This window comes from Candidatus Thioglobus sp. (assembly GCA_028228555.1).
In the GTDB taxonomy this organism is placed as follows: domain Bacteria; phylum Pseudomonadota; class Gammaproteobacteria; order PS1; family Pseudothioglobaceae; genus Thioglobus_A.
This window is the reverse complement of the sequence record JAOJBP010000001.1, coordinates 1-22,950: the sequence shown is the minus strand read 5'-3', so window position 1 is coordinate 22,950 and position 22,950 is coordinate 1. Positions and strand designations below refer to the sequence as shown.

Sequence of the window (22,950 nt, the reverse complement as noted above, 5' to 3'; positions counted from 1 at the left end):
TATGCTCAGTCAAGTTTTGGCAAGTTTGCCTTGTAAAAATAAAAAAATACTCGCTAAACAATTAGGTAAATCACTAAATATTACTCATTTAAAGAATTTCTAATATTTTTGATTGTTGGTTAATTTTTCATTAAAAAACCCTTTAAAAACGTGATAAATCATTGTTTTTAAAGGGTTTTTTAGGTTTTAACGGCTTAAAATGGTGCCATTTAAGGATTTTTCAATATTTTAAGCAGTGGCTTTATCCTCTTCCTTTCTAAAGGCATTCATAATAAACACCAAAAAGATTGAAAGGATAAATCCTGCAACAAACGCCATAGCTACAATCAGTTCCTTTTTTGGTTTGATTGGTTTCTTACTTGCATCAATGTCACCAATAATTAATGAATTGTTAAAATTGTAAACAAGATTTCCTTTAACTGATTGTAATTCAAGTTTTGTCTTGTTAAGATTTTTTTGATGCAATGTTGTAATATATTTAATAACTTCTTTTATATTGTTTGTTGCTAATTCTTGAGAGGTAGATTCAGACTTTAAATTAATAAATGAATTGGTTTTATTTGGTGAACTTGAATTTATATTAGGAAATAAAGTATTTAATTTTATTGACAAGTCAAAAGCATTTTCAATTTGAATCTTGTTGTTGTTGTTGTTGTTGTTGTTGTTGTTGATAAAGACAGTATTGTGAAATTTATAACTTCCAATCTCTACTAGAGCAGTCGCTTCATAAATAGGAGTTTTGTTAAAGGCATAGATACCTGCAAACACAGTAATAAGTGTTGTTATTCCGATGATTAAAGTTTTTTTCGCCCAAAGAATTCCGAACAATTCTTTGAGATCGATTTCGTCTTCTTGATAATAGTTTTGTTCGGGTGTATTTGTTTGCATAGTTGGCTGTGTTAATTTATCAGATTGAACCATTTTAACGGGAGTTTCTAATTCTAAAATGCTTTTTTTAGAATTAGAAACTCCAGCCAACTGAAGCTGCTGAACTGGAGATGCCGTCTGATTGCGAACCAAGTAAGCGAAAGATAATATCCTGTTTACTGTCATGGTGTGAAAATCCGTAAGCAATAGCGTGAGTTCCATTGTAGTTGCCTGTTGCAATAGAAAAATTAGACTTACCGAAGCTAGGTGTGCTGAGTGCACCCATGGCCATAGATTGCGCCACGCCAGTTTCCAGTTCTTGTATGGCATTAATATTGACATTAATAGCGCTAGCATTGGTGTTAATCAAGGTGGTATTGGCAGATATTGCTGTACTATTTAAAGCAATGGTGCTATCCTGGGAAGTGTTTTTTGATTGTACGGCACTAATATCTGTACTGTTTGTTGTAATGCTAGTTGTATTGGCATTGGTAGCAGTATCAACATAAGTTTTAGTGGTGGCGTGATTATCACTCGTTGGCGCTTGTACACTTAGTGTGCCAAGTACGGTTGTATTGTGAGAAGTGCTGGTACCAATTTGAAGCTCATTAATACTGGATGCAATTTCATCTTTGCTACTACTGGAGGTTGACGAGTCCTCGATGGTGAAAGAATTTTTGCCAATATGTACAATATCACCCACTTTTCGTATCATGCTGTTTCCTGACGAATCTTTCAAAGTATTAACCGTAAGATTGCCGTTAATAGTAACTTCTTGTGTGGAAAAATCACCTTGAATGAGGGCTGTCGAAGTGTCACTATTGGAAATATAAAGCTTGTTTGATCCGGTTTCGTTGTAGCCTGCTTTATGCCCAATCATGACATTGCCAGATCCTATTGCATTGGTGTATCCAGCTCGATAGCCAATGGCAGTATTACTGTCGCCGTTGCTACTATTAAGAGTGCCATTGCCATTTGAAACATTGTACGATCCTGATGTGTTGGCTAATTGTGCATCGTCACCAATTGCTGTGTTAAACCCACCAGTGGTATTGGATCTCATACTTTGATTGCCAAATGCTGTATTGTTTGATCCTGTAGTGTTGTAACGCATTGAATAGTTGCCACTGGCGGTATTATCAGATCCTGAAGTATTGGCGCGCATAGCGTAGTTACCTATGGAAGTATTGTCATTTCCTGAGGAGTTTGAGCGCATCGAGTAGCTTCCTATTGCCGTATTTTTATCACCCGAGGTGTTGTCACTAAGTGAGTAATTACCAATTGAAGTATTACTTGTGCCGGTTGTATTTTCTTGCAAGGCGTAGTTGCCCACCGCGGTATTTTTATCACCAGTGGTATTATATTTGAGTGATTCAAAACCCACTGCGGTGTTGTCATCATCCGTGGTGTTATAGCGCAGAGAGTAGCTACCAATACCGGTATTTTGCTTGCCTGAAGTATTGTTTCGCAGACCAAAATAACCGACTGATGTATTATTAAGGCCACTTGTGTTTTCTTTCATAGCTGAGTCGCCAATAGCGACATTTTTAATGCCTGATGAGTTGTTTAGAAGTGCATTACTTCCAGTCGAAGTATTAGCGCCAAGAAGTGGCATTGGTATTATTAAAAGTAATAAAAAACCAATCTTCATATTTTTCCCAAGAATATAAAGATGTAAGTATAGTTCTTAATTAACTATTTATTGCGCCTATTTTTGAAAAATAGTTGTAGTAAGCTTTTGCATTCATTCGACAAAATACCCCCTTGGGTGATAATTGAGTGGTTAAAGCAATCACTGGTGGTTAAATCTTGACAAGACCCGCATGCACCAGTTTTTTGATCATACGCGCCAAATACTACGCGCGATACACGTGCATGAATCATCGCACCTAGGCACATTGTGCAGGGCTCCAGAGTTACATATAAGGTAGTATCAGGTAGGCGGTAATTATTGAGTTTTTTGCCTGCAGCGCGCAATACCTGAATTTCAGCATGAGCTGTTGGGTCATGGTTGATAATAGGTTGATTGTGAGCGCTGGCAATGAGTTGCTCATCTTTTATTAAAATTGCCCCGACCGGAACCTCATCTATTGCCTGAGCAAGCCTTGCCTGCTCCAAAGCAAGTTTCATCCATTTTTCATCTAGCGATGACAAGGTTCTTCCTTGGTAACTATTCCCACTCAATGGTAGCGGGTGGTTTGCCTGAAATATCGTATACGACGCGCGATACACGCGTGATTTCATTCATGATGCGGTTAGAGACAAAATCCAGGAAATCGTACGGTAGTCGCGCCCAACGAGCTGTCATAAAGTCAATGGTTTCTACAGCACGCAATGCGACTACATAGTCATATCTGCGTTCATCGCCAGTAACACCGACTGATTTAACTGGCAAGAAAACCGTGAAAGCTTGGTCAACTTTATCGTAAAGATCATGGTTATAAAGTTCTTGCATAAAGATCGCATCAGCTTTACGCAAAATATCAGCATATTCTTCTTTAACTTGACCTAAGATTCTTACACCTAGGCCCGGCCCTGGAAAAGGATGACGATAGAGCATATGTTCAGGAATACCAAGTTTGACGCCGATAGTGCGAACTTCGTCTTTAAACAATTCTCTAAGTGGCTCGACTAATTCAAATTTAAGATCTTCTGGAAGTCCTCCAACATTATGATGTGATTTAATAACTTTAGCTTTTCCAGATTTAGCACCTGCTGACTCGATCACATCTGGATAGATAGTACCTTGAGCTAAGAATTCAATATTGTCTAATTGTTGAGCCTCTTCTTCAAAGACTTCTATAAAAGCATGACCAATAATTTTACGTTTCTTTTCAGGATCAGCTTCATCTGCTAGGGCATTGTAGAATTTCTTTTGTGCATTTGAGCGAATGACTTTAACACCCATATTGTCAGCAAAAGTTTGCATGACTTCATCGCCTTCATTAAGACGAAGCAAGCCATTATCTACAAACACGCAAGTCAGTTGATCGCCAATCGCTTGATGGAGGAGGGCGGCTACAACAGATGAATCAACACCACCCGATAATCCCAATAACACATTACCGTCACCAATCTGATTTTTAAGACCTTGAACAAGGTCGGTAATAATATTTTCAGTAGTCCAATTTTTTTCACAACCGCAAATGCTGCTGATAAAACGATCAAGAATATGCTTGCCTTGTTTAGTATGTGTGACTTCTGGATGAAATTGTAAGCCATAATAATGTTTGCTAACATTAGCAATACCTGCGATTGCGCAGTTGTCTGTAGAGGCAATCAACTTAAAATCTTTTGGTAATTCATTGACTTCAATACCATGACTCATCCAAACATCAAGCAGGGCATTGCCCGTAGTGTGTGTGTCATCACGTAAGTCAGTAAATAATTCACAAGCATCATCTTCACACTTTATTTGAGCAAAACCGTATTCATGCTTTTCAGCTGAACTTGCTTTACCGCCAAGTTGCATGGCCATGGTTTGCATACCGTAGCATATGCCAAGTACTGGCACACCTAAATCAAACACAATTTGCGGCGCTCTAGCTGAATCATCGGTAGTCACTGTGTCAGGCCCGCCAGAAAGAATAATACCTTTAGGATTGAAATTTTCGATAAAAGCTATATCTACATCATATGGAAACAATTCACAATAAACGCCAATCTCGCGCACGCGACGGGCAATAAGTTGCGTATATTGAGAGCCAAAATCAAGAATAAGGATTTTATCGTTATGAATATTTGTCATAATAGTGTTGTTTTTTAATTAAACCTGAAAGAACCCCGTATTTTAATGAAAATTCTAGATCGATATATTATTAAAACCATGGCTTTTTATACTTTAGCTGTTATGCTGATTTGGGTAGGGGTTTACTCGTTTTTTAGTTTTTTAAATGAAGTTAATGAAATTGGACAGGCGAATTACACGATTTCAGAGGCAATTATCTATATTTCTTTGAAATTACCAGATGTAATCTCTGGTCATTCTTCTGTGGTCATTCTTCTTGGAACGCTTCTAGCATTAGGTCATTTAGCGGGGACTTCGCAACTAATTATTGTAAGAGGTTCTGGCATTTCAATTATGAATATCACTAAGATTGTCTTAAAAACAGCATTGGTATTTATTGTTATATCGACTCTAATCGGTGAATTTCTTGCACCTGCAACCAATCAAGCTGCGAAAAATTCTAAAGCTAAAGCTTTTGGGCATAATATTTTGGCCAAAAATCAACAAGGATTTTGGGTAAAAGATAAGCAATCAATTGTTCATGTTGGCAAAAATTTTGATGGGCATCTATTTAATGATGTAATGTTAATTAATCTAAAGAATAATAAAACAATAGCATCAGTTGGGCAGACTGATAAGGCCGTATTTGATGGTGAAAATTTAATGCTAGAAAAGGTTAATCTCTATCAAATTGATCAAAGTGAAGGTGAGAAATTTAACAAGTTTGATGTTGATCATTTAACCCAACATCAAGTTCCAGTTTCTTTTGATCAAGAGTTTGTTAGTAGTTTGCGCAAAAAGCCTCGTGAATTATCTACTTGGAATTTATACAATCAAATTAGTTTTTTAATGCAAAATGGATTGGCATCAGACCCATTTGAAGTTGAATTGTATAAGAGACTTGTTAAGCCATTCACCCTGATAGCAATGATTATTTTCTCGATGTTGTTTATTTTTGGATCACTCAGGGATGCGTCATTAGGTAAGAAAATTTTTCTGGGAGTGGCCTTGAGTTTATTTTTTGAATTATTCTCAAGAATTGGCGGGGTATTATCCCTCAGATTTGATTACAATCACTTCTTGGTTGCATCGACTCCTACTTTAATCGTTTTAGTCTTTGTTTATATTTTACTTAAAAGAAAATCAGCTCAATAAAATGGAAGAATTAAAAACTAAAGTTGCCAAACCCAAGTTGGGAAAGCCTAAAAGATTTCAGGTTCTATTACTCAATGATGACTATACAACTATGGAGTTTGTAGTGGCTGTGTTGATGAGGTTTTTTTCTAAAGACGAAGAAGCAGCAAATGCAATTATGATTAAAATTCATGTAGATGGGGAAGGAGTATGTGGCACTTATTCGCATGATATTGCTAATACAAAAGTAACCCAAGTAACAGATTTTGCAAGAAATAATAAACAACCACTTATGTGCGTTTTGCGCGAATTGAGCGACTAATTTATAATAGAGATACTATGATTGAATCAGGACTACAACAAGAAATTAACTTTATCATGACTCAGGCACGAAACAATCGTCTGGAGTTTGTAACTGTTGAGCATTTGCTCCTCGCTTTATTGAATATTGATGAGGTGATTACTTTTTTGCGCAATAAACGCGTTGATCTCGACGAGATTCGTGAAGAGCTGGAAGAGTATATTAATTCACATACGCCATTAATTGCCCAAGATTCTGAAATTGATATTGTGCCAACGGTTGGTTTTCAAAGAGTTTTACAGCGCAGTGTTTATCAAGCGCAATCGGCCCAAAAAAATACCGTGTATGCGATGAATGTTTTAGTGAGTGTTTTATCAGAGAAAGAGTCGCATGCCGTATATTTGCTTAAGCTTAATAATATCTCTCGCTTAGAAGTGATGGAAGGTATTGCTAATCAAGAGCCTGAAACTAATGAAGAGAGTGTTGCTATTGAGTCTGAGACTCAAAAACCCAAAAAATCCTCTCTTGAGACCTACACGGTTAATCTATGTGCAAAAGCCAGGTCTGGAAAGATTGACCCACTGCTTGGCCGAGAAGAAGAAGTTTTGCGAACTGTTCAAGTATTATCTCGTCGTCGCAAAAATAATCCACTATTTGTTGGACAAGCAGGCGTTGGAAAAACCGCTATTGCTGAAGGAATTGCTAAGAAAATTGTTGATGGTAAGGTGCCAGAGGTTTTAAAAGAGGCGAGTATTTATTCACTAGATATCGGTGTTTTGATTGCTGGTACAAAGTATCGAGGTGATTTTGAAAAGCGCTTAAAAGCCGTTATAACAGATTTAGAAAAAATTCCACATGCAATTTTATTTATTGATGAAATCCATACTATGATTGGTGCAGGAAGTGTTTCTGGTGGATCACTTGATGCATCTAATTTGCTTAAACCTGCTTTAGCGGATGGATCACTTAGATGCATGGGCTCGACAACCATTGAGGAGTTTCGTAAAGTATTCGAAAAGGATCATGCGCTGACTCGTCGATTCCAGAAAATTGATATTGAAGAGCCGTCAGTAACAGATACAGTTAAGATTTTGCATGGATTAAAAAAATATTACCAAGATCATCACAAAGTAAAATATTCAACTGCAGCATTGGAATCGGCAGTGGAGCTATCACATCGTTATATCAATGATCGTCGCTTGCCGGATAAAGCTATTGATGTTATTGATGAAGTAGGTGCGTTGCAGCAAATTCAGCCAAAGTCTAAGCGCAAAATTAATATTGGTGTTAGTGATATTGAAGATATTGTCGCTAAACTTGCCCGTATTCCATCACGCCAAGTAACAAATGACGACAAGTCATTACTTAAAAATTTAGAAGAAGAGCTTAAGCTGGGTGTTTTTGGTCAAGATGAAGCTGTAGGTAGCCTTTCTACGGCAATTAAACTAGCTCGTTCTGGATTGTCCCAAGAAGATAAAACCATGGGCTCATTTTTGTTTGCTGGCCCAACAGGTGTAGGAAAGACCGAGATTTGTAAACAACTGGCACGCATTATGGGCGTGAAGCTTTTACGTTTTGATATGAGTGAATATATGGAGCGCCATTCTGTTTCAAAGCTAATTGGCTCCCCTCCAGGTTACGTGGGGTATGATGAAGGCGGCTTATTAACTGAAGCGGTTAACTCTAATCCATATGCAGTATTGCTATTAGATGAAGTAGAAAAAGCACACCCAGATTTGTTTAATATTCTTTTGCAAGTCATGGATAACGGCAAGATGACGGATGCTAACGGACGAGAAATTGATTTTAGAAACGTGATACTAGTAATGACTTCAAATGTCGGTGCTCACAGTGTTCAACGTGCATCGATTGGTTTTAGTGAGCAAGATCATGCGCTAGATTATGAAAGCGAACTTAAAAAAACTTTCACCCCAGAATTTAGAAACCGCTTGTCTGAAGTAATCTACTTTAATTCACTCAATAAAGATACGATTGTATATGTGGTGAATAAATTCTTATTTGAGTTAGAAGCTACTTTAGAGGATAAAAAGGTTTCTCTTACCATCTCTGATTCCGCTAGAAAATGGTTTGCTATTAATGGCTATGATGCACAAATGGGTGCTCGCCCTATGTCGCGTCTTATTGAAAAAGAAATTCGCAAGCCGTTGGCTGATGAGCTTTTATTTGGTAAGTTAATAAATGGCGGCATGGTAAAAGTTGGTGTTAAAAAAGATCAAATTACGTTAGATATTACCTAATGAAAATCCTTGTTAGTAATGATGATGGCTATCAAGCCAAAGGCATTCAGACTTTAGTTAAATATTTATCACAGGATCATGATGTAATCGTTGTAGCGCCGAGTGAAAATAAATCAGCAGCGAGTAGCTCTCTAACTCTTAATCGAGGGCTAAAACCAGTAAAAATTAACGAAAATACCTATAGTATTGACGCCACACCCAGTGATTGTGTTCATTTAGCACTATGTGGGTTCTTAAAAGATCAGTTTGATTTAGTAGTAACAGGGATTAACTTCGGGCCAAATTTAGGCGATGACGTGATCTATTCAGGCACGGTTGCTGGCGCTATAGAAGGGCGCTTTTTAGGCCTACCATCGGTGGCAATATCTCTAGCTAGTTGGCAAGGGGAGAATTTTGAAACGGCAGGAAAAGTTGCCCAAAAAGTCATCAATAAAATCCACGTTTCGCAACTTTCGCACGATACTGTGCTCAATGTGAATATTCCAGATATAGCGTATGAGGATATTCAAGGGTTTCAAACGACTCGTTTAGGTAAGCGCCATATGTCTGAACCTAGCGTTCAAGACAAGGAAGATGTGACTTTATATTGGATTGGTGAAAATGGTAAACAAGCCGACAACGATGTAGGCACTGATTTTCACGCCATTAATAATAACTACGTATCAGTGACACCATTACAAATTGACTTAACTAAATACAACGAAATTGATACAGTTTCAGATTGGTTAAGCGAGCTAGACTAATGACTCCAAGTATCTCTTAAACTGACTGTCTTATTAAATACGATTTCGTCAGGGGATTGGTTGTCACGACAAAAATATCCCTCACGTTCAAATTGGTAAGTCACTTCCGGCTCAGCATTAGCCATACTAGGCTCAATAACGCCATAGGTGCTTACAAGTGAGTCAGAGTTAATTAACTGCTCAAAATGATCATTCTTGCCTGGATTTTCAAGTGTAAATAGACGATCATATAGTCTAAATTCAGCTCTTAAGGCTTTAGTGGCTTCTACAAAATGAATAACCCCTTTAACTTTTCGACCATCAGCCGGATTTTTGCCTAATGTATCTGCATCATAAGTAGCATAGACCGTTGTGATATTGCCATCAAAATCTGTGTCAAAAGTAGTAGCATTAATGACGTAAGCATTACGCAAGCGTACTTCTTTGTTAATTGCCAGGCGTTTAAATTTTTTGTTAGGCGCAACTTCTTCAAAATCAGCTCTGTCAATAAATAGCTCACGTGAGAAAAGTATCTCGCGCTTACCCATGGCTTCATTTTGAGGATGAATTGGCGCTTGCAAAGTTTCGATTTTGTCTTCAGGGTAATTCTCAATAATCACTCGTATCGGATCAATGATGCCCATGGTTCTTGGTGCTACTATGTTTAAGTCATCACGTACAGCATCTTCTAATATTTTCATATCGGTCATGCTGTCAACTTTTGAAATACCAATACGATCAGAAAAATCACGAATACTCGCCGCTGTATAGCCACGTCGTCTTAGTCCTGAAATCGTAGGCATGCGTGGATCATTCCAGCCAGTTACTAATCTATCTTCCACTAATTGTTGAAGTTTGCGCTTTGACATAACGGTGTATTCAAGATTAAGCCTTGAAAACTCATACTGATGTGGGCGGTCAGGTTTGTCAAAATCATCTAAATGCTCAAGAATCCAATCGTACAAATGTCGATTATTTTGAAACTCTAATGTGCATAAAGAGTGAGTGACATTTTCAATTGCATCAGAAATACAGTGTGCAAAATCATACATCGGATAAATACGCCATTCATTGCCCGTTTGATGATGCTTATCAAAGCGAATGCGATATAGCGCTGGATCACGCATGCACATAAACGAGCTGGCCATATCAATCTTGGCACGCAGTACGCATTCGCCCTCGGAGAATTTACCATCTTTCATTTTAGCAAGTAACGCTAAGTTTTCTTCAACAGAAGTTTCACGATACGGACTATCTTTGCCAGCTTCTTTTAAGGTGCCGCGATACTCACGTGTTTCTTCGGCATTTAAAAAGCATACATACGCCAAGCCTTTATTAATCAGTTCACGTGCATACTCATAAAATTTTGGAAAATAATTAGAGCTGTATTGAATTTCACCATCCCATTCAAAACCTAGCCATGCTAAATCAGCCTTGATCGATTCTACAAACTCTATATCCTCTTTCGCAGGATTTGTATCATCAAAACGCAAATTGCACTTGCCGTTATAGTCCTTTGCTAGGCCAAAATTCAAACAAATTGATTTGGCATGGCCAATATGTAAATAGCCATTTGGCTCAGGCGGAAATCGCGTTTGAATAGATGAATGTAATCCAGAATCTAGGTCATCATTAATCTGATGACGAATAAAGTTAACAGGCTTATCAATTGGCGTATTGTCGCTCATAAATCTTGGATAGGAGAATAATGCGAGAATTATATCATTAAACACTCATACTGATATATTGAGCGAAGGTCGTAGTAAAATCTGTTTTATGAGAATTGCAATCGTTAAACTTTCTGCCTTAGGGGATATTATCCACGCCATGGTCGCGTTGCAATTTATCAAGCACCATTTGCCTGACTCAAGTATTGACTGGATTGTTGAAGAAGGTTTTAAAGATATCTTAATGAATAATCCTGATATCAATGCTATCCATACGGTTAATATTAAGCAAGCTAAGAAAAATAAATCTTTAAGCTTGCTATTTAAAGAGTTTAAAAAACTTAGAAAATTACCAAGGTATGATCTGGTCATTGATTTACAAGGATTGATTAAATCTGCACTTGTATCTCGCATAACCCCATCAGATAGAATCTTTGGTTTTGATAAGAATTCCTTACGCGAATCATTTGCTGCTTGGTTTTATACAGATACTTGCAAAATTGGTTATGATAAAAATATTATCAACCGTAATACTGCTATAATAGCTAGAGCTCTAGGCATTACGATTACACATGATGAGATTTTAAATAAGCAGCCTTTCTTATTTTCTATTAGCAAAATATTACCTAGTGTGATTTCCGATAACAAAGCTAACATTGCACTAATTCCTGGCGCATCTTTCAAGTCTAAAATTTATCCATTAGAGCAATACGCTAAAATCGCTCAAGAATTAGATGCTAATTTTATTGTACTATGGGGCAATGAATCAGAAAAAAATATGGCGCAACAAATTCAGAAAATTGCACCAGCAGTCCAGGTTGCAGATAAATTAACGCTAGATGAGTTAAAAGTATTTATCGAAAAAATGGATCTAGTAATTGGCGGTGATACCGGGCCAACTCATATGGCGTGGGCACTCAATGTTCAGTCTATTGCGCTATTTGGCTCAACACCCGGTTATCGCAATACTTATACAACTAACATTAATCAAGTCCTTGAGTCTGAATCTAAAGTCGATCCTTATAAGATTGACAAGAATGATTTTTCAATTAAAACGATCAAAGTGAGTGATATTGTTAAAATAACGAAAGAATTATTAAAGGATAAGCCATGAAAATAGCAATAGCCGGTACCGGCTACGTAGGCCTGTCTAATGCTATGTTGTTGTCTCAAAATCATGAGGTAGTCGTCCTTGATATCATCCCTGAGAAGATTGAGCAACTTAATAACAAGATACCCCCTATTGTCGATGCTGAAATTGAAGATTTTCTAGCTAATAAAAACCTTAACTTTACCGCCACACTGGATAAACAGCTAGCCTATAAAAATGCTGATTTTGTCATCATTGCCACACCTACTGATTACGACACCACTAACAACTATTTTAATACCGCTTCGGTAGAAGCGGTTATTCAAGATGTTATTAGCATTAATCCTAATGCAGTGATGATTATTAAATCAACCGTACCAGTTGGCTACACTCAAAGTATTAAAGAGAAGTTTATTTGCGATAATATTATTTTCTCACCAGAGTTTTTAAGAGAGGGTTTGGCACTACACGACAATCTATATCCGTCGCGTATTATTGTTGGTGAGCAATCAGATAGGGCTAAAGTTTTTGCAGACCTATTACAAGAAGGCGCTATTAAAGAAGATATAGATGTCTTATTTACAAATTCTACTGAGGCAGAGGCGGTTAAGCTTTTTAGTAATACTTATTTAGCTATGCGCGTGTCATATTTTAATGAGTTAGACTCATACGCAGAAACGCACAACCTAAACTCAAAACAAATCATTGAGGGTGTAGGCCTTGATCCAAGAATTGGATCACACTACAACAACCCTTCATTTGGATATGGTGGCTATTGTCTGCCAAAAGACACTAAACAACTCAAAGCCAATTATGCAGATGTGCCTAATGCCTTAATCAGCGCTATTGTTGATGCGAATGCGATGCGTAAAGATTTTATTGCAGACTCTATCATCGCCAAACAACCGAAGGTTGTTGGCGTTCATAGACTGATCATGAAGACAGGTTCTGATAACTTTAGAGCATCAAGCATTCAAGGTATCATGAAGCGCATTAAAGCTAAAGGCATTGAAGTGGTTATTTATGAGCCGGTACTCACAGAACAGGGCGAGAATGAGTTCTTCCATTCAAAGATTATTGATAATTTAGACGACTTTAAGCAAATCAGTGATGTGATTGTTGCCAATAGAATGGTGAATGAATTGCAAGATGTTAAAGCTAAGGTTTACACAAGAGATTTATTTAACTCAGACTAGTTAAGTAAACAACAAAACAACACATTAAAAATAAGAATTATTATATGAAAGTATTAGTAACAGGTTCGGCAGGTTTTATCGGTTCAGCACTCTCAATTAGACTGCTTGATAGAGGTGATACCGTTATTGGTATTGATAATCATAATGACTATTACGATCCCGCTTTAAAAGAGGCGCGCTTAGCAAGACATGCTGATCATCCAAACTATACACACATTAGAATGAATCTTGAAGATCGCGAAGCGATGGCCAAACTTTTTAAAGATCATCAATTCGAAGGGGTGGTTAATCTAGCAGCGCAAGCAGGTGTTAGATATTCTATTGAGAATCCTCTAGCTTATATTGATACAAACTTAGTAGGCTTTGCCCACATATTAGAAGGTTGCAGACATAACAAGGTGGGACACCTTGTTTATGCCTCATCAAGCTCTACTTATGGGCTTAATACCAAACAGCCATTCTCAACGCATGACGGTGTTAATCATCCAGTTAGCTTATATGCAGCTACCAAGAAAGCTAATGAGTTAATGGCACATACCTATTCTCATCTGTATGATTTACCAACCACAGGCCTTAGGTTCTTTACGGTGTATGGTCCGTATGACAGGCCTGACATGGCATTACAAAAGTTCACCAGAGCTATTATGAATGATGAGCCTATCACGGTATTTAACTACGGCAAACATCGTAGAGACTTCACCTACATTGACGATATTGTTGAAGGCATCATCAGAGTGCTTGACAGGCCGGCACCAATAAACCCTAACTGGGATAGTAATAACCCAGATCCTGCCACCTCTAGCGCCCCATACAGGGTTTATAATATTGGCAATAACAATCCAGTTGAGTTGATGGATTACATTGAAGCACTGGAAACCTCACTTGGTAAAACTGCAGAAAAAGAACTACTACCACTCCAACCTGGAGATGTCCCTGATACTTATGCAGATGTTGATGACTTAGTAGAGGAGTTTGGCTACAAACCGAGCATGAGTGTTAAGCAGGGTGTGGAGAATTTTGCGGTTTGGTATAAGCAATATAATAATATTTAATAGGATGGAAATATGGATCTTTCAGTTGTAATTCCAGTTTGTAACGAAGAAGAAAGTATTGGTACGTTGATTAATGAAATTACACATGCGCTTGATGGGCAATATCAGCATGAGATTATTGTCATAGATGATGGAAGTACGGACAATACACTTGAAGTTTTATTAAAAATAAAGCAAGACTTGTCTACTTTAAGAATCATTAAACACCTTAAAAATAGTGGCCAATCAACAGCAGTACGAACAGGTGTGCAGCACGCAAAATCAAATTGGATAGCAACACTTGATGGCGATGGCCAGAATGATCCAGCTGATATACCCAACTTATATAGCGAACTAGTTGACAATCAAAATTCTGATCCATGGCTGGTAGTTGCTGGCTATCGAAAAAAACGCAAAGATACCTGGTTGAAGCGCATTTCTTCAAAATATGCTAATGGCATACGTGATAAATTATTAAGAGATGGAACGCCTGATACCGGTTGTGGCCTTAAGATTTTTGCGCGCGATAGTTTTTTAGCATTGCCTTATTTTGATCACATGCACCGTTATATTCCAGCACTATTTCAGCGACAAGGTGGGCGAGTTGTATCGGTAGAGGTGAATCATCGCTATCGAATGCAAGGCACATCAAAATACGGTTTTCATAATCGATTATGGGTAGGTATTGTTGATATTTTAGGTGTACGTTGGCTACAAAATCGTGCACGACTAACCGACACACAGGAGCTTTAAAATGCAAGACATTCCAACTTCATGGTTAATCATAGGACTCATTGGTCAAGGGTTGTTTTCTATGCGTTTTCTAATCCAATGGATTTATAGCGAAAAACATAAAAAAAGCATCATTCCACACGCATTTTGGTATTTTAGTTTAGCAGGTGGTTTAACGCTTTTAAGCTACGCTATTTTAAGACAAGACCCGGTGTTTATTATTGGCCAAGGCATGGGTTTGTTTGTTTATGTACGCAACCTTATGCTGATTCGAAAAGAGCAGACGAGCGATATTTAGTTGCATTCTTGTTTTGAGCTAAGCGCATAAAAAAGCGTGTATTTAAAATCAGCAATATAAGTTTCCAATTGCCCAGATTCGATTATCCGATCAATGCTCGGCTTGGTATATGGCGTGTCATCGTCCCATAGCCACAAGCATTGAGTCGAGTCTTTAAAGTATTCTTTTCTAAAATTCCTACTGCCAATAATAATATTTGTATCTTGATAATAAGACAACAAATGAGAGCCAATAAAGCCATCTTCAGTTTTTATAATTGAGCCCGCTAAGGTAGATATTGGTAATTTATCAAACGTTTCAATAATTGGTCTATTAAGCCGCCCATAATTACCAAGATCAGGGCCGATGGTTACTTGTGTAATACGGATTGAGAGTATCAGTATAGTAAAAATAATCATGATGCTAGCAAACCAGCGCATGATTGATTTTGAGAGAGGCACCTGTCGTTCAATTCGAGCAAGCATCCATAAAGGGAATATCATCATTAATGGATGAAACCAACGTACTTTAAAGTGCGGCATACTGATAAAAATAGCCAATATCAATACCAGGGCGATAATAATCAGATAGAAACGGCTTAACAGTTGGGCATTATCATTTTTTGAGACTTGTTTATCAATGTTAAATAATTTCTTCCAGCCACTGATTATAAAAACTAAAGCAAAAGGCACAACAAAAGAGACAGCGGCACCAATAAATTGCCCCACAGATTTCATTCGATCAAGTAACAAATTATTACTAGTCACTTTTAATTTTTGATCGATCGACAAGAATATTTCCTGATAATGTTGGGTTAACCAATAAGTATGTGGACCAATAATTAACACAAACACACCAATAGCCAGCCATGTTTTTTTATTAGCAAAAATCTGTCTAAAAGAACCAATAGATACTGCAGCAATAAATATTGGAATCATAAACAATAAGAAACTGTATTTACCCATTAGCCCAATACCAAAAGCAAGACCTAAATACAAGTAGTTTTTAGTCGTCGGATTGTCTTTGAGCGACAACAATGCATGTAATGACAAAATAATACCAAAACCTAGCAAGATGGTATGGGTAAATCCTTGATGCATGTGCCAAGCAAATGACGGCATTAACAAATAGGAAAAAGTGGCAATATAACGCGTTTGTAAATGCTGAAATAACTGTCCAGAAACAAGCCATGTAAACCAAAAAGTTAGCGCAATAAATGTATATTTAAGTAGGGTTAATGCAAGCAATCCCGTGCCAAATATTTGAAATGACAGCCAGCTCATCCAACTGTATAAAGGGGGCTGGGGGATTGGATAGCCTAAAAAGATATTTTGTGCATAATCAATCTGTTCAGCGTCGTCAACCTGAAGTGTTTGGCTGAATAAGATTCGCACCAATAAATGAATAAAAATATAAATAAACAGCCAAAATACTGGATGATAAAATGGCTCATTCTTATTTACTTTCTTCATTGGTATTATTATCCATATATGAACATTACTAACAAACTATTATTACTAATAAATTTTTTAATGGGTTTATTAATTTTTATCCTTCCAACTGCGTTGGCTGCTATTCCAAAAGGTGGAAGTATTGTTGTTTTGATGCTTATTTTAAGTGTTGTAGGTTTGACCATAAAAAGAGAGAGGATGAAATTAAATAAATGGGAGAAATATTTTGTTTTCTCTTTTGTTTTTTACTTTGCAGTTATTGCAATAAATTTATGGTGGTTTGATGGGTATTTACGTGATCTTGATACACCTTCTAGATTGATACTTGTGTTGCCAATTTATTTTTTCATTAGAAAAACAGACGTTAGCGCTAATTGGCTTATATGGGGCATTGTTCTTGGTGCAATCGTATCAGGAGTGATCAAATTTGGCATGATTGATGTGATTTATTTATCAAAAGTAGTTTCGATTCAGACGGGTGTCTTTTCATTATTTTCCTCAATATTTGGATTGTCCAGCTTAATGTTTATTAATAAAGATAATTCTTATGTGAAAAACTTTATATTTTTTACAGCCTTTGTTTTTGGAATTTTAGCCTCTATATTATCAGGGGGGCGTGGCGTATGGATTTCCGCCTTCCTTTCTTTTTTGATTGTTTTATTTGTTAATCCTATCAATTGGAAATTAAGAGTTAGGTTTATTGTTATGCTTTTATTTTTCAGTATTTTTATGAGTGCATATCTTGTGCCACAAACAGGCGTTAAAAGTAGAATTGATACAGCATTGAATAATGTGGTTAGCTGGTCTGAAAGTGGCAAGGCCAACACCTCGGCAGGTGCAAGGTTGGAAATGTGGAAGACATCTTATATAATAATTAAAGACAATACTTTAATTGGTGTGGGTGAGGATAATTATGCGAAACACCAAAAAAAAATTATAGACAAGGGTGAGGTGAGTAAATTTGTTGGTAATTTCTCTCACCCTCACAATGAATATATTACCAGTCTTATTGAGCAAGGCGCGATTGGGCTGTTGGCATTTATTTTATTGCTATTATTCCCGCTAAAATATCTTTTTGTTTCTATGAAGCTAGAAATATTTAATTTCCACCAAAGGCAGTTAGTCATTGTAGGGATGTTTTTAATTCTCCATTATTTATTTTATTCTTTTACTGCAACTGTTTTTGCACATCAATCAACAGCACTGTTTTTTGCAGTAATATTAGTAGTTGTTATTGGTCATGTTTCCTTTAATAGGAGGTTAGTTAAATAGTCCAGTTCAGTCTATCTAGGTGTTTTTTTAGTTTATCACTCCCAATCTTTCCCCTTGATAGCTACCATCTTTAACATTATCGCACCAAACGGTATTTTCTAAATACCACTCAATGGTCTTTTTAATACCTGTTGCAAAAGTTTCATCAGGCGTCCAATTCAGCTCATTAGCAATTTTAGTGGCGTCAATTGCATATCTGACATCATGCCCCGCTCTATCGCCGACATAAGTAATAAGTTGTTCGTATCTAGTAACGCTGTCAAGCTTGCTTGGTACTAGTTCATCTAAAATACTACAAACGGTTTTTACAACCTCAATATTTTGAAGTTCATTGTGACCACCAATATTGTATGTCTCACTAATTTCACCTGTAAGCGCTACATGAAGTAGCGCTCTTGCATGGTCATCAACATACAACCAATCACGTATTTGTTTGCCGTCTCCGTATATTGGTAAATCTTTACCTTCTAGTGCATTTAGAATAATTAATGGAATAAGCTTTTCAGGGAACTGATAGGGGCCATAATTATTAGAACAATTGGTAATCAGTGTTGGGAATTTAAAAGTTCGTTGCCATGCACGTACTAAATGATCGGAACTAGCTTTAGCGGCAGAGTAAGGTGAGCTAGGTGCATAAGGCGTATCTTCAGTAAATAGATCATCTGTACCTTCTAAATCACCATAGACTTCATCAGTAGATACATGATGGAATCTAAAACCATCTTTCTTATCACTATCTAGATTAGACCAATAATCTCTAGCCTCTTCGAGCAATACATAAGTTCCTACGATGTTGGTTTGAATAAATTCACCAGGGCCGTCAATTGATCTATCAACATGTGACTCTGCTGCAAGATGCATGACGATATCAGGCTGGTGTTCATTAAACACACGTTTGATCTCACTAGCATCACAAATGTCTACTTGTTCAAATGTATATCTTGGATCACTTTCAATTGAAACTAAAGATTCTAAATTACCTGCATAGGTAAGCTTATCAAGATTAATAACACTATGGTTGGTGTTGTTAATAATGTGACGAATGACAGCAGAGCCTATGAAGCCAGCACCGCCAGTAATGAGTAGTTTTTTTGAAGCCATTACTGTTCCTTTAGTGTTGTAATACAAGTGTTTAGGGGTTCTTTCCAGTTGGCATTCTTAACTCCAAATTTTTCTATTATTTTATTTTTATTCATTAAGGTATTTTTTGGTCTCTTTGCAGGGGTTGGATACTGCTGTGTTGTTATCGGGTTAACCTTACAATTTGTCCTTGCTATTTTAAAAATTTCCTTTGTAAAATCATACCAACTTATCTCACCCTCATTTGAATAATGATAAATCTGAGTCGCTTGATCTTCTTCTCTAAATTCTTTCTTCTTTATAATTTCTAATATTGCACCTGCTAAATCAGTAGCATAAGTAGGAGAGCCTATTTGATCACTGACTACGTTTAACTCATCTCGCTCTTTGCCTAGCCTTAACATGGTCTTAACAAAGTTATTGCCATATTCTGAATATACCCAGCTAGTTCTAATGATAACAGCATTCATTGGTATCACTGCTTGCAGTGCTTTTTCTCCAGCCAGCTTGGTTTTTCCATAAACATTAATTGGATTAGTCTCACTTGTCTCTATATACGGTTTATCACTCTCTCCATTAAAAACATAATCTGTGGAGATGTGAATTAGCCTGGCTTTCTGCTCTTTGGCGATCCCAGCTAATTGATTAACTGCTAAATGGTTAACTTGGTTAGCAAGCTCTTGCTCTTCTTCTGCTTTATCAACAGCAGTGTAGGCTGCACAGTTAATAATAACATCGAACCTGTCATTACTATCGAAGTAGTGACTAATACTGCTCTCACTGCTTAAGTCTAGCTCTTCTCTACCAACAAAGATAAATTCATTAGGGGGTAGGTTGTCACCATTGGCTGTATTAACTATTTTATAAATAGACCGCCCTAATTGGCCATTCTTACCGGTAACGAGTATTTTCATGACTGTCAGCTATTCAAACAAATCTTTAGCATTTGCTAAAGATGGATGGATTTTATCTTTATCTGAGAGTTGTAACTCTTCTGCTGATAATTGCCAATCAATTTTAAGTTGGGCATCATTAAAAGCAATGCCTCGATCATGCTCAGGTGCGTAGTAGCTATCTACTTTGTAAGCAAAGGTAGCGCTATCACTAAGTACAACAAAGCCATGTGCAAAACCGTGCGGAACAAATAACTGATGCTTGTTCTGTGCTGTTAGTTCTACAGACACATGCTGGCCAAAAGTAGGGCTAGATTTGCGTATATCAACAGCTATATCTAATACACTACCTTCAATCACTCTGACGAGTTTAGCTTGGGTGTAGGGTGGCAGTTGATAGTGAAGGCCTCGAAGCACGCCCTTGGTTGATTTTGATTCATTATCCTGTACAAAGTTAACTTGGTATCCGATAGCCTCTTCAAGTAAATCTTGCCTGAAGGTTTCTACAAAATACCCTCGATTATCACCATGTATAGTGGGCTCAATAAGTATTACACCTTCAATTGACTGAGAGGTAAACTTCAATTTACTTCCTCTGCACGTCTGAGTAAGTATTGTCCGTATTGATTCTTAGCTAAGGGTTTAGCCAGCTCTATAAGTTGTTCTTTATTAATATAGCCTTGCTCAAATGCAATCTCTTCGATACAGGCTACTTTTAAGCCTTGTCTTCGCTCAATGGTCTCTATGAATGTTGAAGCTTCTAATAGACTCTCATGAGTGCCTGTATCAAGCCAAGCGTAACCTCTACCCATAAGTTCAACGGTTAGACGTTCTTCACTCAAATACATTTGATTAACCGTAGTAATCTCTAACTCACCTCTATCAGAGGGTACAACTTCAACAGCTTTCTTAACGACGTCATTAGGATAAAAGTACAAACCTGTCACTGCGTAATTACTTTTAGGAGTTTCTGGTTTTTCTTCAATGCTAAGCGCCTTACCAGTGTGATCAAAATCAACCACACCATAGCGCTCAGGATCATTAACATGGTAACCAAATACAGTTGCCATATTTTTATCTTTAGCGTTTGACACAGCGTTAGCCAACATATCAGTCATACCATGACCATAATAAATATTGTCACCTAGAATCAAACAAGCATCATCATCACCAATAAAATCCTTACCTAAGATAAATGCTTGTGCTAGTCCATCAGGAGAAGGTTGTACTATGTATTCAAACTTCATGCCAATGTCAGATCCATCACCAAGGAGCTGTTCAAACCTTGGTAAATCTTCAGGGGTAGAGATAATCAAAACCTTTTGAATGCCGGCGAGCATTAGAACCGACAATGGGTAATAAATCATTGGCTTGTCATAAATGGGCATTAGTTGCTTTGATACGCCTTTAGTCAAAGGATAAAGGCGTGTGCCTGAGCCGCCTGCTAGGATTATTCCTTTCATGATAAGTTTAACATTTTCCAGGGAGTCCCCATGTTTTTGGCTTTCCAAGAAGTAGCCAGCTTAAAACCACGACCCTATCTATTAACTTATTGCGCATTCTGATATTTAGACCAAGTGTTAGAATGGTAACTATTAGATAAAAGCAGCCATCAACAATAAGTTTTGGAATGTTCCATAAGTATAAAATTATGACAAGATATGTAGGCATAGTTTTACGCCAAAATAATAATCTTGATCGAAAGAACTCAATTCTAGAGCCATGATAAACAGATTTAGTGCTATCGCCACCAATATGCATAATTTTAATATGTGGTGCTGTTAGAACTTTCCAGCCATTTTTCGCTATCCTCATACACCATTCAGTTTCTTCAAAATAAAAAAAGAAATCATCATCCATCATTCCTGCTGATTCAATTGTTGTTTTTCTCACGGCAAGGCATGCGCCAAGCAATGTGCCCACTTCGCGGATAGTTTGGTGTCTTTCAGGGGTTCTTAAGCGTACAATCGAATCCAGCTCAGATAGAAATGTAGGGGTTTTGGAATATGATCCAACCATATTTTTATTGGCATCTATTAATTGTCCGCCAATAATTCCAGATTGTGGCGAATTATTGAAAATTTCTTCAAACTCATCCAAACATTTTTCAGGTAATTTTATATCGTTATTACAAAGTAAAAAGTACCTGCCATTACCTAAAAGCATTGCTTGATTGCAAGGAAAGGCATAACCAGTATTACATGTATTTTTAATAATTTTAACGTCTTTATATAAACTATTTTTTTCAATTTTATCTATTGATCCATCGGTGCTATTGTTATCAATAATAATAACTTCATCATTAGCAGATATATTAGTCAAAATACTGTCCAATACGCATACAAGTCTCCCAAGTCCATTTCTATGAATAACAGCAATTGTAAATCTAGTTGATTCGTCCTTCATTTTTGGTAAGGTATATTCTCGTGATTATTTTATGTATGATAATTTTATATTAAATCTGAACAAGAATGGCTTTAGTGAAAATTTTACAAATTAATACCGAAAAGACTTGGAATGGCGAGGAACGACAAACGCTTTATACAATTAAAAGTTTGATGTCCAAGGGTATTTTTCCAGTTAATGGCGATAAAAGGCTAATTAATAATCTCAAAGAGCTATGTTTATGTAATTACTGTAGAAAGCGCGTTAGATGCTTTGCTTAAATCATCTCAATTCAAAGGTAAGTTCGACTGTATTCATGTTCAAACGGACAAGGTACGCAGCGCATATTAACTAAATTTTTTCATCCAATCCCTGTGGCTTATTCAAGGCGAGTTGATTTTATTCCTAGTGGTTTTGGAACTCTACTTAAATACAAATTTACGGACAAAGTAGTTTCAATTTCAAATGCAATTTCCTTAATTCTTGAGAAGTCAGGCATACATGTTAAGCTCACCTATTATTATCTTTGCATTTATAAGTAAAAATCTTAAAGCTGGAAGAATGTTAGCTTTAAAAAAATACTCGACATAAAAGAGAATGTAAAAATTATTGTCCTTTATTTCGGCACCATAATCTCACAAGGACTTAGTAACTAAGTTAAATACTATTTATAAACTACAAAGAACCAGACAAGATTTCGCAGGTTTACATTTTTCGATGGAATTTTATTTGAGAACATATTAAACATATTAAACATGATTAAAGAGTGAAGCCTGAGTTAGTTTTATTTTTAAATGGGTTATCAGAAAAATGTAGAGGATTGTTTTTTCTAATGACCTTATAAGAAGAGGGTAGGGTACTAAAAAG

21 protein-coding genes are annotated in these 22,950 nt (G+C 36.8%); 10 read left to right on the top strand and 11 right to left on the bottom strand.

What is annotated here, in order from left to right:
• Nucleotides 1–228: 228 nt before the first annotated feature.
• From N9Y32_00105 to guaA, 4 genes are read right to left on the bottom strand one after another with little or no spacing between them, the layout of a single operon-like run.
• Entirely contained in the window at nucleotides 229–978 is a 750-nt protein-coding gene (locus tag N9Y32_00105; GenBank protein ID MDB2589424.1) for a Wzz/FepE/Etk N-terminal domain-containing protein, read from the bottom strand.
• Nucleotides 962–2,518, bottom strand: coding sequence for a YadA-like family protein (locus N9Y32_00100; protein ID MDB2589423.1), 1,557 nt, complete (start codon nucleotides 2,516–2,518; stop codon nucleotides 962–964). The genes N9Y32_00105 and N9Y32_00100 overlap by 17 nt, the downstream gene beginning before the upstream one ends.
• A 44-nt stretch (nucleotides 2,519–2,562) precedes the next feature.
• Entirely contained in the window at nucleotides 2,563–3,021 is a 459-nt protein-coding gene (gene tadA / locus N9Y32_00095; GenBank protein MDB2589422.1) for a tRNA adenosine(34) deaminase TadA, read from the bottom strand.
• Nucleotides 3,022–3,037: 16 nt separating this feature from the next.
• Nucleotides 3,038–4,615 carry a glutamine-hydrolyzing GMP synthase gene (guaA, locus tag N9Y32_00090; protein MDB2589421.1) on the bottom strand — a complete coding sequence of 526 codons (1,578 nt, stop codon included), beginning with the start codon at nucleotides 4,613–4,615 and terminating at the stop codon, nucleotides 3,038–3,040.
• 45 nt (nucleotides 4,616–4,660) lie between these two features.
• Between guaA and lptG the strand changes: the two genes are divergently transcribed.
• The 4 genes from lptG to surE are packed head-to-tail and all read left to right on the top strand — an operon-like array spanning nucleotide 4,661 to nucleotide 9,030.
• Complete coding sequence (gene lptG, locus N9Y32_00085; protein ID MDB2589420.1) at nucleotides 4,661–5,749, top strand: LPS export ABC transporter permease LptG; 1,089 nt, start codon at nucleotides 4,661–4,663, stop codon at nucleotides 5,747–5,749.
• Nucleotide 5,750: 1 nt separating this feature from the next.
• Nucleotides 5,751–6,050: an ATP-dependent Clp protease adapter ClpS gene (clpS, locus tag N9Y32_00080; GenBank protein ID MDB2589419.1), complete on the top strand. Its 300-nt coding sequence runs from the start codon at nucleotides 5,751–5,753 to the stop codon at nucleotides 6,048–6,050.
• A gap of 17 nt (nucleotides 6,051–6,067) precedes the next feature.
• Nucleotides 6,068–8,287, top strand: a complete 2,220-nt coding sequence (clpA, locus tag N9Y32_00075; GenBank protein ID MDB2589418.1) for an ATP-dependent Clp protease ATP-binding subunit ClpA — start codon at nucleotides 6,068–6,070, stop codon at nucleotides 8,285–8,287.
• Nucleotides 8,287–9,030 (top strand): 5'/3'-nucleotidase SurE, encoded by a 744-nt coding sequence (gene surE, locus N9Y32_00070; protein MDB2589417.1) that lies wholly within the window; start codon nucleotides 8,287–8,289, stop codon nucleotides 9,028–9,030. Before clpA ends, surE begins: the two co-directional genes overlap by 1 nt.
• On the opposite strand, the gene N9Y32_00065 is transcribed toward surE, so the two are convergent.
• Nucleotides 9,027–10,697, bottom strand: coding sequence for a glutamine--tRNA ligase/YqeY domain fusion protein (locus N9Y32_00065; protein MDB2589416.1), 1,671 nt, complete (start codon nucleotides 10,695–10,697; stop codon nucleotides 9,027–9,029). The genes surE and N9Y32_00065 overlap by 4 nt on opposite strands.
• 88 nt (nucleotides 10,698–10,785) lie before the next feature.
• Here N9Y32_00065 and waaC point away from each other — a divergent pair, with 88 nt between their 5' ends.
• From waaC to N9Y32_00040, 5 genes are read left to right on the top strand one after another with little or no spacing between them, the layout of a single operon-like run.
• On the top strand, nucleotides 10,786–11,790 hold the full coding sequence (gene waaC / locus N9Y32_00060) for a lipopolysaccharide heptosyltransferase I (GenBank protein MDB2589415.1): 1,005 nt from the start codon (nucleotides 10,786–10,788) through the stop codon (nucleotides 11,788–11,790).
• Nucleotides 11,787–12,962 carry a nucleotide sugar dehydrogenase gene (locus tag N9Y32_00055; protein MDB2589414.1) on the top strand — a complete coding sequence of 392 codons (1,176 nt, stop codon included), beginning with the start codon at nucleotides 11,787–11,789 and terminating at the stop codon, nucleotides 12,960–12,962. The genes waaC and N9Y32_00055 overlap by 4 nt, the downstream gene beginning before the upstream one ends.
• Before the next feature lie 44 nt (nucleotides 12,963–13,006).
• Nucleotides 13,007–14,014, top strand: coding sequence for an NAD-dependent epimerase (locus N9Y32_00050; GenBank protein MDB2589413.1), 1,008 nt, complete (start codon nucleotides 13,007–13,009; stop codon nucleotides 14,012–14,014).
• A 12-nt stretch (nucleotides 14,015–14,026) separates the two neighbouring features.
• Complete coding sequence (locus N9Y32_00045; GenBank protein MDB2589412.1) at nucleotides 14,027–14,746, top strand: glycosyltransferase family 2 protein; 720 nt, start codon at nucleotides 14,027–14,029, stop codon at nucleotides 14,744–14,746.
• Between the two features lies 1 nt (nucleotide 14,747).
• Nucleotides 14,748–15,023 carry a lipid-A-disaccharide synthase N-terminal domain-containing protein gene (locus tag N9Y32_00040; GenBank protein MDB2589411.1) on the top strand — a complete coding sequence of 92 codons (276 nt, stop codon included), beginning with the start codon at nucleotides 14,748–14,750 and terminating at the stop codon, nucleotides 15,021–15,023.
• Here the strand turns inward: N9Y32_00040 and N9Y32_00035 are convergent.
• The gene (locus N9Y32_00035) at nucleotides 15,020–16,474 is read right to left on the bottom strand and encodes a glycosyltransferase family 39 protein (protein ID MDB2589410.1); all 1,455 of its coding nucleotides are present in this window, start codon (nucleotides 16,472–16,474) and stop codon (nucleotides 15,020–15,022) included. The two genes, N9Y32_00040 and N9Y32_00035, sit on opposite strands and share 4 nt — an antisense overlap.
• An 18-nt stretch (nucleotides 16,475–16,492) precedes the next feature.
• On the opposite strand from N9Y32_00035, the gene N9Y32_00030 reads away from it, so the two are divergent.
• The gene (locus N9Y32_00030) at nucleotides 16,493–17,725 is read left to right on the top strand and encodes an O-antigen ligase family protein (GenBank protein MDB2589409.1); all 1,233 of its coding nucleotides are present in this window, start codon (nucleotides 16,493–16,495) and stop codon (nucleotides 17,723–17,725) included.
• A 27-nt stretch (nucleotides 17,726–17,752) separates the two neighbouring features.
• On the opposite strand, the gene rfbB is transcribed toward N9Y32_00030, so the two are convergent.
• The 5 genes from rfbB to N9Y32_00005 are packed head-to-tail and all read right to left on the bottom strand — an operon-like array spanning nucleotide 17,753 to nucleotide 22,104.
• Nucleotides 17,753–18,826 (bottom strand): dTDP-glucose 4,6-dehydratase, encoded by a 1,074-nt coding sequence (rfbB, locus tag N9Y32_00025; GenBank protein MDB2589408.1) that lies wholly within the window; start codon nucleotides 18,824–18,826, stop codon nucleotides 17,753–17,755.
• A complete protein-coding gene (rfbD, locus tag N9Y32_00020; GenBank protein MDB2589407.1) occupies nucleotides 18,826–19,719 on the bottom strand; it encodes a dTDP-4-dehydrorhamnose reductase in 894 nt (297 codons plus the stop codon). Before rfbD ends, rfbB begins: the two co-directional genes overlap by 1 nt.
• A gap of 9 nt (nucleotides 19,720–19,728) precedes the next feature.
• Nucleotides 19,729–20,283: a dTDP-4-dehydrorhamnose 3,5-epimerase gene (gene rfbC, locus N9Y32_00015; protein ID MDB2589406.1), complete on the bottom strand. Its 555-nt coding sequence runs from the start codon at nucleotides 20,281–20,283 to the stop codon at nucleotides 19,729–19,731.
• On the bottom strand, nucleotides 20,280–21,161 hold the full coding sequence (gene rfbA / locus N9Y32_00010; protein MDB2589405.1) for a glucose-1-phosphate thymidylyltransferase RfbA: 882 nt from the start codon (nucleotides 21,159–21,161) through the stop codon (nucleotides 20,280–20,282). Before rfbA ends, rfbC begins: the two co-directional genes overlap by 4 nt.
• A gap of 7 nt (nucleotides 21,162–21,168) precedes the next feature.
• The gene (locus N9Y32_00005; protein MDB2589404.1) at nucleotides 21,169–22,104 is read right to left on the bottom strand and encodes a glycosyltransferase family 2 protein; all 936 of its coding nucleotides are present in this window, start codon (nucleotides 22,102–22,104) and stop codon (nucleotides 21,169–21,171) included.
• Nucleotides 22,105–22,950: the final 846 nt, after the last annotated feature.

Excerpts from the sequence above, each read along its gene's own strand:
- waaC (MDB2589415.1), top strand. The coding sequence starts at position 10,786 with ATGAGAATTGCAATCGTTAAACTTTCTGCCTTAGGGGATATTATCCAC.
- N9Y32_00045 (MDB2589412.1), top strand. The coding sequence starts at position 14,027 with ATGGATCTTTCAGTTGTAATTCCAGTTTGTAACGAAGAAGAAAGTATT.
- N9Y32_00050 (MDB2589413.1), top strand. The coding sequence starts at position 13,007 with ATGAAAGTATTAGTAACAGGTTCGGCAGGTTTTATCGGTTCAGCACTC.
- N9Y32_00100 (MDB2589423.1), bottom strand. The coding sequence starts at position 2,518 with ATGAAGATTGGTTTTTTATTACTTTTAATAATACCAATGCCACTTCTT.
- rfbB (MDB2589408.1), bottom strand. The coding sequence starts at position 18,826 with ATGGCTTCAAAAAAACTACTCATTACTGGCGGTGCTGGCTTCATAGGC.
- N9Y32_00035 (MDB2589410.1), bottom strand. The coding sequence starts at position 16,474 with ATGAAGAAAGTAAATAAGAATGAGCCATTTTATCATCCAGTATTTTGG.
- N9Y32_00030 (MDB2589409.1), top strand. The coding sequence starts at position 16,493 with ATGAACATTACTAACAAACTATTATTACTAATAAATTTTTTAATGGGT.
- clpS (MDB2589419.1), top strand. The coding sequence starts at position 5,751 with ATGGAAGAATTAAAAACTAAAGTTGCCAAACCCAAGTTGGGAAAGCCT.
- guaA (MDB2589421.1), bottom strand. The coding sequence starts at position 4,615 with ATGACAAATATTCATAACGATAAAATCCTTATTCTTGATTTTGGCTCT.
- lptG (MDB2589420.1), top strand. The coding sequence starts at position 4,661 with ATGAAAATTCTAGATCGATATATTATTAAAACCATGGCTTTTTATACT.
- N9Y32_00065 (MDB2589416.1), bottom strand. The coding sequence starts at position 10,697 with ATGAGCGACAATACGCCAATTGATAAGCCTGTTAACTTTATTCGTCAT.
- rfbA (MDB2589405.1), bottom strand. The coding sequence starts at position 21,161 with ATGAAAGGAATAATCCTAGCAGGCGGCTCAGGCACACGCCTTTATCCT.
- clpA (MDB2589418.1), top strand. The coding sequence starts at position 6,068 with ATGATTGAATCAGGACTACAACAAGAAATTAACTTTATCATGACTCAG.
- N9Y32_00055 (MDB2589414.1), top strand. The coding sequence starts at position 11,787 with ATGAAAATAGCAATAGCCGGTACCGGCTACGTAGGCCTGTCTAATGCT.
- surE (MDB2589417.1), top strand. The coding sequence starts at position 8,287 with ATGAAAATCCTTGTTAGTAATGATGATGGCTATCAAGCCAAAGGCATT.
- N9Y32_00040 (MDB2589411.1), top strand. The coding sequence starts at position 14,748 with ATGCAAGACATTCCAACTTCATGGTTAATCATAGGACTCATTGGTCAA.
- N9Y32_00005 (MDB2589404.1), bottom strand. The coding sequence starts at position 22,104 with ATGAAGGACGAATCAACTAGATTTACAATTGCTGTTATTCATAGAAAT.
- rfbD (MDB2589407.1), bottom strand. The coding sequence starts at position 19,719 with ATGAAAATACTCGTTACCGGTAAGAATGGCCAATTAGGGCGGTCTATT.